We start from the raw sequence: 11,850 nt of genomic DNA, 5'->3' as shown, positions 1-11,850 counted from the left end.
AGTAAAAATAGGAGTGGTCATTTATTTTTCTGACCCAGCTGATAAATCTTATTTATCCATTGCTCTCTTTGTCTGACTCCGGAGGTTTTGATGATGCCAATATAGGTAATGGCTACAGGTTTGACCCCGCAATATTCAAGCGTACTTTTTTTTAACTGATTGACACTCGGATTACCATAGAAAAGCCGGTAATACCAGCCAGGCTGATCCAGGGTAGTAATAATATGACCTGTCTTTCCTGCCAGTAATTTATCCCACCAGACAGAGTTTTCCCGGTATTTAAAAGTTATTCCGGGTAAAAATAAGCGGTCAATAAATCCCTTCATCATGGCTGGCAGGCCACCCCACCAAACCGGATGTATCCAAACCAGGTGATCAGCTTTTTTTATTTTTTCAAGACTGGTTAACAGATCAGGCTCTAATTCCATTCGCCTGGTATAGGCGTATTGCAGATTGGGGTTAAAGTTTAGTTCGGCAATGGTAATGACATCAACCGCAGTGCCCGATTTTATGGCCCCTTCTTTATAGGCATTCACTAAAGCGAAATTGAAACTTTCTTTGTTGGGATGACCATTGATGATCAGAATGTTATTCTTCATTTTGTCCTTTATTTATTGTTAGGACAAAGGTATCTGGCTAATCAGGCTGCGGGCAGGACATTTGTCTAGAAAACAATTTCTTTTCTTAAACGACTCAGATGTCTTGGTGTGACACCCAGGTAGGAGGCCAGGTATTGTAATGGAATTTGCTGGATGTAAGCAGGTTGGTTTTCTATCAGATCAAGATATCTCTTTTTTGCTTTTTCCTTCTGAAAAAGAAATAGGCGCTTTTCAAGTTCGATATATTGCTGTTCCGCAATCATTTTGGAAAATTTAATCCAGTTTGGGCTGGACTGGCTTAAATGATCAATATCACTCTTTTGTATGACCAGTAACTCGCAGAAGGCCACTGCCTGGATATTTTCCTGTGTTGGCTGAGCTGTAATGAAAGAAGAATATGCGGTGATCAGAGAATTGGGGAAAATAATGCAATAAGTAATTTCCTCTCCCGATTCGGGGGTGAAAAATGATCTGAGTATACCACTTTTGACGAAGGCAACCTCTTTACAGTACTTTCCTTCACTGATGAAAAAATCTCCTTTCTGAAGGTGCCTGATAGTGAGAAGCTGTTCGAAATGGTCAATCTCTGTAGCTGTTAAGGTGTTAAATGTCTTTAAAAAATCGCGGACCATAATGGCTGAAAATTCGTTCTTTTGAGCATTGAGAACCGAAAGTAAGTTATTTTATCCGTATTTCTGAAAAGTTGAACCCGAATAGCGGTATAGCTTACATCAGCGTCATCATGATCAGTATCTTCTCTAAAAACTTCTTTAAACTGGCATTGGAGGTAAGGATTTGATTCTGTACGGTTTTCTGACTGATCCCCATCCGTTCACTGATCTCCTTAGTTGTGTACTCATCTATAAATCTGGATTTGAATATTTCACCGCGTTTTTCTGGTTGCAGTGCCAGCCAGACAGCAATGTAATTTCTTATTTCCTTTTCATTGAATAAAGTATCTGCACCAGTATAAGATTGAGCCATATGCTCCAGGGGCTCTTCGAAGTGAGGGAGTGTCTTCCCTTTTTTATATAACATATAAACCTGATAACGCACAGCGGTTACCAGATAGGCAAATATGTTTGCAATTTTCTTCGTCTCTCTTTTTTCCCAGAGATCAATAAAAACGGTCTGAACAAGTTCCTCGACCTGTTCTATATTTTTTAGACGTTTAAAACACTCATTGTATAGCTTTTTCCAATACCTCTCGTAAATTTCATCGAAAGCTGCTTTATCTCCGTCTGTCAGGGATGACAATAATTGTGTGTCACTCCAGGAGTTATAGGTGCTTAGTTTTACTAACATTAATCTTTCAAGTTTTTAGTTGTATCTGCGTGATACAAAGGTAAATACTTGGACTTTAATTGTTCAAATTTTTGTAAAGTTAAATGAGTTTCTTTTTTGCTAAAAGCATTTAAAGTTAAAAGGATGCAACTGATTAACGATTATTTATTATGATTATCGGCTTATCACGATCATACTGCTTCTATTTGTACTCCCTGAGGGAATATATGTATTCCTGTAAGCTATAATTTCATGTCTTAACGTCGTTTTTTTAATTTAGATGTTCATTAACCGGGTTGTCCTATTTATAGTGTTATCTGAAATGAAAGGGTTGCCTGGTTATCATTTCTTTATTCTCAGCTGAATTGCGGGATAGGCTACAGAAAGAAATTTCTTACTGCATTTAGTTTTCAAGGAAATAAATTTGCTATTTAAAACTTTAAAACATGTACTCAATCGTTTTAAATGCGTGTTAAGCCAATTTTTGGGTTGTGATATCAATAAAGTTTTATTTTAAAGATATTTATTTCTCTAATTCAGTTTTTTTTTACATAAATTAGATTTATAAAAACAAGGCTTTAGGAGTGTATAGCCAGATACGGCTGAGCTGAAGATACTAATTATGCTAAGAACTGAACCACGGGCATTGATCGAAAATAACCAGGCAACTGTACGCAGTCTGTATGACAGACACGCTGGTATGTTGTTAGGGTACATCTTTGAAATTGTAAAGGACCGAAAACTTGCCGAGGAGTACCTCGTGAAAATATTCTGTGAAATATCACAACATTTAAATGAACTAAACTGGGACGGCACTAATAACTGGTGCCAGTTGCAAAGGTTTGCCCAGCGTAAATTAAGTCAGTTGACCCATACTGAGGTATTTGTGGAGGGGACAGGAATCGCAAACGGATTAGACAATAAATATACTGAGCATTTTACAGCTGAACAACACCTTGTATTTCATGATGTTTATTATCATGGAAAATCGATTGAAGTAATTTCAAAAGAGTTAAATAAACCTGAGGATTCAATCCGAAAGACTTTAAAAGAGGCTTTCGCTATAATGAGGAGAAGCTGTGAAAATTAATGAATACATAGAAAGCGGAATACTGGAAGCTTATGTGTTAGGCTCAGCCTCTGAAGCGGAAACCAGTAAATTATTGGAGTTAAAGGATAAACATCCACAAATACAGGAAGCCCTGCGCAATCTGGAAATAGATATGGAATGTATAGCCGAACACATGGCTATTACTCCGCCTCCGGGTACATGGACAAAAATTGAAACTCAGCTTAATGAACTTGCTAAAACTTCTGATTTTCAGAACCTATCCATAGGACCACCTCCTGAAAGCAGGAATAGAAATAAAAGGGGCGATCAGTTTATTGAAGTTGATGCATCATCAAGCCATATGCGGGTACATAAGATCTGGAGATGGTTATTCATTGCTGTTTTTATACTCAGTAAAATATTCCTGGGTTTTGCAATTTACTTTTATCTGGAAAACAGGCAATTGAAACGGCAGGTTTCGGAACTTCAAACTGAGTTGAGAAAATATAAAGGTCAACAAAACCCATAGGGTATTGATTTATGGAGATAAAAAAAGCTATCTGTTATTAACAGATAGCTTTTTTTATTAAAGAATGTCTTTTTGCAGACCTTGATTCAATAAGTTTTATTGAGTTGGCGGAGGTAATTTCAGTCCCGAGATACCAGTTACAACTTCTTCCTCTTCATCTTTTGAGTGTTTCCCTTTTTTCTTTTTCTTATCTCCACCGCGTAACTGCTCTTCTAAAAACTGATCATACTGAGTCTGTTGTTCACCTTTTAAAATATTCCTTATATTCTTGGTGGTTTCATTCTGCATTCTGTAAAATTTAGCCACATCATCTTCATTGAACATGCCGGTTTGTTGCTTTTTTGACAATGCAACCTGCTCTTTACACATATCGAGTGTATAGTTATAAATTATACTTTTCTGAGTTGGGTTTAATTTGATCTTTTTTTCAAGGGCTTCTACACTCTTAGCTGTCATTTCAGAAGCTGTAGGTGGTGTTTTTTGCGCACTGGCATAAAAAATAATACCCGAAACCATCAGCAGTGTTAAAATATATCTCTTCATTTTATACTTATAATTATAGTAGTGCAATTTATAAAATTATCTGTAATACTTTATCAAGGAGTTGCTTTGTTATGCATAACAGGATAATTTTCTAATCTCCGGAATTAAATTAATTATTAATTTTTTTATACCTTAGGAAAACAAGGATACAGCACTTCCTATGGTTTAATTTCAAAAGGCCAATGGGTGCTGGACCTGTTTAGGTGCACATTATTCCCCAAATTAAACCTATATGAATTTTAAAAAATGTTTATTAATTGCGCTCTTCTTTCCTTGCGCTACTTTTGCGCAGCAGGAAAGTTCCCCTTACCCGGTTCAGGATCTCCATATCAAATGGACATTAAAGGACAATCACTACGGTGGACAGAAAAACTCGCTTTCATCTTTTACCCTTGTTAACCGTTCGTCAAAGCGGCTTCCGGCAGGTAACTGGAGTCTTTATTTCAACTCTATTGAAGAATTAGATCTCCCGGCTGCAGGTAACGCAACCATTGAGCAGATCAATGGTGACCTCTTCAGATTAAGGCCCGGTAAGGACTTTAAAGGATTGAATAAGGGTGACTCTGTTGTTTTTGACCTGGTCACTAAAAGCGTTGTCAAAAATTTTACAGATGCACCAGGCGGTTTATATCTGGTTTGGGATAATCAGCCTAACCAGGGAATTAAGATTAACCATTACGATGTCAAACCGCCACATGAGTCATTTAAAGACGTTGTTTCCCCTTTAGATTATTATAACCGCAATAATAAATTTGCCTCTTATCAAAAGAATACCCTGATAAAGATTCTTCCTACGCCTGTATTTTATGAAGAACATCCTGGAAATTTCGCCTTAAACCAAACTTCATTAATTGCTACCGATCCGGCATTTAAAAATGAAGCTGATTATTTTGCGGCAGAGCTGCAAGACCTTTTTAAAGTTAAAACAACGATTTCCTCAGGTGTTCTAAAAGGCAAAGGTATACAGTTAGTTAAAACAGATCTTAAAGATGACGATTATCAGCTGGAGGTTTCTCCACAATCGGTTATCATTTCTGCGGGGAGTGCCCAGGGCGCATTTTACGCATTGCAATCATTGAAATCTTTATTACTTACTGGTAAGCAGGAAAAGAATGCTTTGATACCTTGTGTGTCTGTCAAAGATGGCTCCCGTTTTAAATACAGAAGCCTGATGGTGGATGTGGCCCGTAATTTTCATTCTAAAAAAGAGGTTTTCCGGATACTTGATCTGATGGCGCTGTATAAACTGAATGTATTCCATTTTCACTTAACTGATGATGAAGGATGGAGACTGGCGATCCCGGGTCTGCCTGAACTTACTGAGGTCGGTGCGAAAAGAGGGCATACGCTTACTACAGAGAAGTCTCTTCCACCCATGTATAATTCCGGACCTGATACCAGTGAAGTATTGAACAGGGGCTTTTATACAACTGCCGATTTTATGGAAATTTTAAAATACGCCAGACAAAGACATATTGAGATTGTTCCTGAGATTGAAACACCAGGTCATGCCCGGGCTGCAATAAAAGCCATGGAAGCAAGATATCGCAATTATATGGCTAAAGGGATGAAAGCTGAAGCAGAAGAATACCTGCTTAATGATTTAAAGGACAGCTCTGTTTATCGTTCTGCGCAATACTGGAACGATAATGTCATTTGTGTGGCCCAACCTTCTGTTTATCGTTTCCTGGAGACCATCACTAATAGTTTGCAGGCCATGTACCAGAGTGCTGGTATACCTTTAAAGACCATTCATTTTGGAGGGGACGAGGTTCCGCAGGGAGTCTGGGAGAAATCACCTCTGTGTCTTGCGCTGATGAAACAGGAGAAGATGAAGTCTACAGCTGATTTATGGAGCTATTATATTGGTAAACTGCAGCAGATGCTAAAACCTAAAGGAATTGTACTGTCGGGATGGGAGGAAATGGGAATGCGTGAAACCTCACTCGATGGAGAACATAAGATGGTGCCTAATCCGTTATTTGTAAACGATGCTTTCCAATTGGACGTATGGAATAATATTGTTGGCCGTGGGATGGAAGATCTTCCTTACAGATTAGCCAATATGGGGTACAAAGTGGTTTTAACCTGTTCCAGTAACTTTTACCTGGACATGGCTTACGATCGGTCACTGGCTGAGCCAGGACATAGCTGGGCAGGATATGTGCCGACAGAAAAACTGTTTTCTTTTATTCCCTATAATTATTATAAAAATTCTACCGAAGATAGTAAAGGGGAGCCTGTTACCCAGGATGTGTTTATTGGCAAAGATCGCCTGACTGATTTTGGTAAATCCAATATTTTAGGGATAAAAGGAGCTTTATGGACTGAGAAAGTCATCACCCCAGAGCGGCTGGAATACATGTTACTACCCCGTTTATTAGGTCTTGCCGAACGCGCATGGGCACAGGATCCGGCCTGGGCTGTAGAAAAGGATAAAATCAAAGCTGCAGCTCTTTATGAAGATAGCTTTGCTGATTTTTACACACGTATAGGTGAAATTGAATTTCCAAAACTGGATAAGATCGGCGCCAGGTACCGTGTTCCGCCTGTAGGGGTTAAAGTAACTGATCACAAGGTTTCCTGCAATACAGAATTTCCAGGATTTAATATTTATTATACGACCGATGGAAAAGAACCTTCAGTTAAGGATAAATTATATACACAGCCTTTTAATCAGAAAGGCCTGCTCAAATTCAGAGCATTCAACGCTACCGGAAGAGGAGGAAATACAACAACCGTTCTGAATTAATTTAATCAAAAAAGGGGTTAGTCATACTAATCCCTTTTTTGGTTAAATTAATATTCCGGCAAATGTCCAATTCGGGCAAGTTCATTTGATATGGTTGTAAGAGTCTGTTTAAAATTCATCTGCTCAAATTATTTATAGCATCTAAATTTAAACAGGCTCTAATTCATATATTTATTTACAATTAAAATCAACGAAAAATGGACGAGTTCATCTTATTATTCCATTTCGATCAGACAATGGGATCCCCTTCGCCAGAACAATTAAAGATTTACATGAAACAGTATCATGACTGGGTAGGAGGTATTGCGGCTCAGAATAAATTTAATGGTGGTACTGGTTTATCAACCGAAGGTCGTGTCCTGAAACCGGGTAATGTCATTACAGACGGGCCCTATGCAGAAATTAAAGAAACCATAGCTGGTTTCATTACGATCAAGGCTAAGGATTTTGATGAAGCAGTAAACCTGGCAAAGAACTGTCCGATGCTGAACGGAGAAGGGAATAGCGTGGAGGTACGAAAAATTACCGGGACACATGCAAAAGATTAGTTAATTAAATAGCCCCCTGTATATATGGGGGCATTTTATCTATGAAAGAGAGCGGATTAATACCAGATTTATTTAGGACGGAATATAGAAAACTGGTTTCAGTCCTTTGCAAACATTTTGGTTTTGACCAGATCGAAGTTGCCGAAGATATTGCCAGTGATACCTTCCTCACAGCATCTCAGGACTGGGCGCAAAAAGGGCTTCCGTCAAATCCGGTTGCATGGCTTTATTATGTAGCAAAGAACAAAGCCAGAAACCATTTACAGCGGGACTTTCTTTTTGCAAATAAAATTGCGCCGGAAATCCAAAATAACTCATCAAACAGTACTGAAATTGACCTGTCCCCACAAAATATTAATGATAGCCAGCTACAGATGATGTTTGCAGTTTGCGATGACGCAATCCCATCTGAAGCACAGATCGGGCTTTCTCTCCGGATTCTTTGTGGATTCGGTATTCAGGAGATTGCAGATGCCTTTCTGACCAGTAAAGAAACAATCAATAAACGATTATTCAGGGCTAAGGAAAAACTGCGGGAGAGAAAGACAAAAATCGAATTTCCCGGTGAAACAGAACTGGAAGGACGTTTGGCAACTGTACTGACTACCATTTATTTATTGTTTAACGAGGGATATTATTCCGTTAGCCAGCATCAGACACTAAGAAAAGAACTATGTCTGGAAGCGATGCGTTTATGCACCATGTTGGTAGAGAATAGATATACTAATAAGCCACAAGTAAATGCCTTGCTTTCCCTGATGTGTTTTCATGCATCCAGATTCGAGGCAAGACAAGACAAAAACGGTGATATTATCTTATATGATGAACAGGATGTAAACAGATGGAACGCCGAACTGATTAGTAAGGGAGGGTACTTTCTAGACCGCGCGGCTACTGGTGATCAACTTTCCAGGTATCATCTCGAGGCTGGCATAGCTTACTGGAATACTCAAAAAGCAGATACGAGCGAAAAATGGGAAAACATATTACAATATTATAATCATTTGCTTCAAATTGAGTATTCACCCATTGCAGCATTGAACAGGACTTATGCGCTTGCTAAAGCAAATGGTAAGGAGGAAGCCATTGCAGCCGCAGAAAAACTAAACCTGAAAGACAATCATTTTTATTTTATGCTTCTTGGCGAGTTATATACCGGTATTGATAATCAAAAGGCGATTGCGAACTTTAAGAAGGCTTATGCAAAAGCAAGAACACAGGCCGATAAACTAACTATCCAAAGAAGAATTGACAACAGTTAAAAAAATGCGCATATTACAGTTAAATAAAGAAGATCTATTGCTAATTAATTTATATGCCTAATCTATTTACTCAATACCACTCCTTTTTTCATTTGCTTTTTATAGGTATTATCGCCTTATTCCCGGTGGTAAATCCAATTGGTTCAGCATTTATCATCAGCCCATATTTTTCCAATCTGAGCTCCGCAGAAAAAAGAACAGCTGTGGGAAAGATTACTCTATATGCTTTCTCCATTTGTACGGTCTCTCTGTTTGCCGGACAATGGATACTGGAACTGTTTGGTATTTCTATTCCGGTGGTGCAGCTGGCAGGAGGTATTATGATTTGCAAAATGGGCTGGGAGAACCTTTCTTCAGATAAAAAGCAAACAGCGGTCACGGTTACAGAAACGGATGGTGTGAGTAAATCATCAGGATATAGCCAGATAGAAGATAAATTGTTTTATCCGATTACTTTTCCTGTAACCACAGGTGCAGGTACTATTTCTGTATTGTTTACACTTAGTGCACATAGTGCGTCAACAGACAGAGTACATTATTTCATGAATACCGGTGCTATATTGTTATCTATTATTTTCATGTGTATGCTGGTTTATATCTTTTATCTGAATACAAAAAACATTATCCGTTATCTGAGTTCCAATGCCGAAACAATTTTTAACCGGATCTCTGCATTCCTTATTTTTTGTGTGGGTTTACAAATTGCGATTACCGGAATCAAAAGCCTGATCCAGGGATAATAATCGTTGTCCGTTGTCGGACACAGCATGTACGGTAATGAACGTTCTGAGTCGTAAAAAATGCTTTATTCGTATTTTAAGCGTGTTTATGAGCTATTTCAGAACTGGCATGTTATTAGACTTCTCCGGGCAAATTCAATTATATGTTATTACTCAATCTAAAAATCGCTTTCAGGAATTTGAAAAAAAACATCGGGTTTTCACTGATTAATATCGGTGGTCTGGCTATCGGTATGGCTTGTTGTTTGCTTTTATTATTGTATGTCAATTATGAGTGGGGGTATGATAAACAATTTAAAGATCTTGACCGGATTTATGTTTCCAGGGTAAATATTGATATTAACGGAAAGCTGGCTACTACTTTTGCCAATCCAAACAGGCTTGGAGGCACGGCAGCACAGTCTTTACCAGCCATAGAAAGCTTTGCCCGTATGAGTTTAGGCGGAGATGATAACAAATTATTTAGTTTTGCCCAGCAGAGTTATAAACTGAATACCCGAAGTGTAGATCCGTCTTTTCTGCAAATATTCGATTATAAATTTATTCATGGGAGTGCTTTATCTGCCCTGAGCTCTCCTAATTCAGTCCTTTTGACTGAATCGGTGGCTAAGAAATTATTTGGAGATCAAGACCCGATGGGTCAAAGCATAAAATATGATAACAGAAAAATTCTGAAGGTTACAGCCGTAATTGCTGACCTGCCTAAAAATCAGAGTATGCAGTATGATGCTTTATTAAGCTGGGCATTTTTTGAGCAAGAGCATCCTGGTGAGAGAGACAAAAGCTGGGGGAATATTAGTTGTGCTACATTGTTTAAACTAAAAGACAAATCTCAGTTTGCTGCAACTGATGCAGCTGTGAGAAAAATAATCAGGGCACAGGATAAAGATTCACAGCTTGAGGCCTTTTTGTTTCCATACAGCAAGTTTCATCTCTATAATGATTTTGTGAATGGTAAACCCGTAGGCGGAAGAATAGATCAGGTAAGGTTGTTTGCTTTCCTTGCATTTTGTGTATTACTTATCGCAAGCATCAACTATATGAATCTCTCCACTGCCAGGTCGGAGAAAAGAGGAAGAGAAGTTGGAGTCCGTAAAGCGCTTGGATCTACACGGCAAACCCTGATGGGACAATTTATCATTGAATCTATGCTGTTTTCGCTGATTGCTATGATTATTGCTTTTGGGTTACTGGAACTGAGTCTGCCTTATTTCAATAATCTGCTGGATATAGCCATGCGTATCAGTTATAACTCATATTCACTTTGGGTTACCCTGATTACGATGGTACTGCTCACTGGCTTTTTAGCCGGAAGTTATCCTGCATTTTACCTGTCTTCATTTATCCCTGTAAAGGTCTTAAAAGGCCCTGCTGCGGCTGGAAAATCATCATTGTCTATCCGGAGGGTTTTAGTGGTCTTACAATTCAGTCTTTCCATTTGCATGATTATCTGCGCCCTTATTATTTATGCGCAGATGAAGTTTATGAGAGATAAACCACTGGGTTTTTCAAAAGATAATCTAGTACAGATGGAACTGGAAGGTGAATGGAGAAATCCGAAGAAATTGGCACTTTTTAAAAATGAACTTGTCAAAACAGGAGCAGTGCTTTCATCTTCAGAATTTGCACAATCCTTTACAAGGGAAGGATCGATTACTGGGGATCTGAACTGGCCTGGTAAGTCTGCCAACGACCGGTCGATACTTAATTACAGAAGCATTGGCTATAGTTTTAGTCAGACTATAGGAGCTGAGATTGTCGAAGGCAGGGATTTATCTCCAAAATTTGCTGCTGATACCAATAGCTCTCTATTAATTAATCAGGCTTTAGCCAAAAAAATGGGACTTAAGTCCCCTGTAGGAACAACCATACGCTGGGGAGATAATGAACGCTATAAGATTGTAGGCGTTATTAAAGATTATTCAAATGAACGTATGGGAGCTAAAACAGAACCTACTTTCTTTTATTACAATATAAAAGATAGTCGTGTATTACTCATCAGGTTGACTCCCAATCAGAATTTAAGTGAAGCTATTGGTACAATAAAGCGCTTAAGTCAGCAGTTGAACCCGGCATACCCTTTACAGCTTACTTTCATCAATGAAAACCTGACCGAACAGTTAAAAACTGAGAAACTTTTAAGTGTATTGTCAAATTTCTTTGGTGGTTTTGCCATCTTCATATCTTGCCTTGGATTACTTGGACTGGCATTATATATGGCTGAACAGCGTAAAAAGGAAATCAGTATCAGAAAAGTATTAGGTGCAGACCTGAAAAGTATATTGATTCTGTTAAATAAAGATTTCATTAAACTTGTATTATTAGCGAACATAATTGCTTTTCCTGTCGCTTTTATACTGGCCAGCCAATGGCTGAAAAGTTATGACTATAAAATTTCAATAGATACCGGGCCTTTTATACTGGCCGGAATGATCTCATTAGGGATTGCAATTTTTACGGTAAGCCTGCAAAGTTTTAAGGTCGCCAAAGCAAATGCAGTGGATGCGCTGAAATACGAATAAGCTGAAAGATAACCATATCA

The 11,850-nt window shown here is 38.4% G+C and carries 11 protein-coding genes; 7 read left to right on the top strand and 4 right to left on the bottom strand.

What is annotated here, in order from left to right; translation table 11 throughout:
- Positions 1-17 precede the first annotated feature (17 nt).
- From HDF25_RS05090 to HDF25_RS05080, 3 genes are all read right to left on the bottom strand, one after another.
- Complete coding sequence (locus tag HDF25_RS05090; protein WP_184623410.1) at positions 18-599, bottom strand: NAD(P)H-dependent oxidoreductase; 582 nt, start codon at positions 597-599, stop codon at positions 18-20.
- 65 nt (positions 600-664) lie between these two features.
- A complete protein-coding gene (locus tag HDF25_RS05085) occupies positions 665-1,231 on the bottom strand; it encodes a Crp/Fnr family transcriptional regulator (protein ID WP_184623408.1) in 567 nt (188 codons plus the stop codon).
- 94 nt (positions 1,232-1,325) lie between these two features.
- A complete protein-coding gene (locus HDF25_RS05080; protein WP_184623406.1) occupies positions 1,326-1,904 on the bottom strand; it encodes an RNA polymerase sigma factor in 579 nt (192 codons plus the stop codon).
- A 601-nt stretch (positions 1,905-2,505) separates the two neighbouring features.
- On the opposite strand from HDF25_RS05080, the gene HDF25_RS05075 reads away from it, so the two are divergent.
- Positions 2,506-2,973, top strand: coding sequence for an RNA polymerase sigma factor (locus HDF25_RS05075; protein WP_184623404.1), 468 nt, complete (start codon positions 2,506-2,508; stop codon positions 2,971-2,973).
- Positions 2,963-3,463: a hypothetical protein gene (locus HDF25_RS05070; protein WP_184623402.1), complete on the top strand. Its 501-nt coding sequence runs from the start codon at positions 2,963-2,965 to the stop codon at positions 3,461-3,463. The genes HDF25_RS05075 and HDF25_RS05070 overlap by 11 nt, the downstream gene beginning before the upstream one ends.
- Positions 3,464-3,559: 96 nt before the next feature.
- Here HDF25_RS05070 and HDF25_RS05065 read toward each other — a convergent pair whose 3' ends face one another.
- Positions 3,560-4,006, bottom strand: a complete 447-nt coding sequence (locus HDF25_RS05065) for a hypothetical protein (protein WP_184623400.1) — start codon at positions 4,004-4,006, stop codon at positions 3,560-3,562.
- Positions 4,007-4,238: 232 nt separating this feature from the next.
- On the opposite strand from HDF25_RS05065, the gene HDF25_RS05060 reads away from it, so the two are divergent.
- From HDF25_RS05060 to HDF25_RS05040, 5 genes are all read left to right on the top strand, one after another.
- Complete coding sequence (locus HDF25_RS05060) at positions 4,239-6,758, top strand: family 20 glycosylhydrolase (RefSeq protein WP_184623398.1); 2,520 nt, start codon at positions 4,239-4,241, stop codon at positions 6,756-6,758.
- Positions 6,759-6,955: 197 nt separating this feature from the next.
- The gene (locus HDF25_RS05055; RefSeq protein ID WP_184623396.1) at positions 6,956-7,306 is read left to right on the top strand and encodes a YciI family protein; all 351 of its coding nucleotides are present in this window, start codon (positions 6,956-6,958) and stop codon (positions 7,304-7,306) included.
- Positions 7,307-7,347: 41 nt separating this feature from the next.
- On the top strand, positions 7,348-8,568 hold the full coding sequence (locus tag HDF25_RS05050; RefSeq protein ID WP_184623394.1) for an RNA polymerase sigma factor: 1,221 nt from the start codon (positions 7,348-7,350) through the stop codon (positions 8,566-8,568).
- A 53-nt stretch (positions 8,569-8,621) separates the two neighbouring features.
- On the top strand, positions 8,622-9,308 hold the full coding sequence (locus HDF25_RS05045) for a MarC family protein (protein ID WP_184623392.1): 687 nt from the start codon (positions 8,622-8,624) through the stop codon (positions 9,306-9,308).
- Positions 9,309-9,487: 179 nt separating this feature from the next.
- Positions 9,488-11,830, top strand: a complete 2,343-nt coding sequence (locus tag HDF25_RS05040) for an ABC transporter permease (RefSeq protein WP_221450855.1) — start codon at positions 9,488-9,490, stop codon at positions 11,828-11,830.
- The last annotated feature ends 20 nt before the right edge of the window (positions 11,831-11,850 follow it).

The sequence above is a fragment of the Pedobacter cryoconitis genome (assembly GCF_014207135.1).
Lineage (GTDB): Bacteria > Bacteroidota > Bacteroidia > Sphingobacteriales > Sphingobacteriaceae > Pedobacter > Pedobacter cryoconitis_D.
This window is presented reverse-complemented; position numbering and strand designations above follow the sequence as displayed.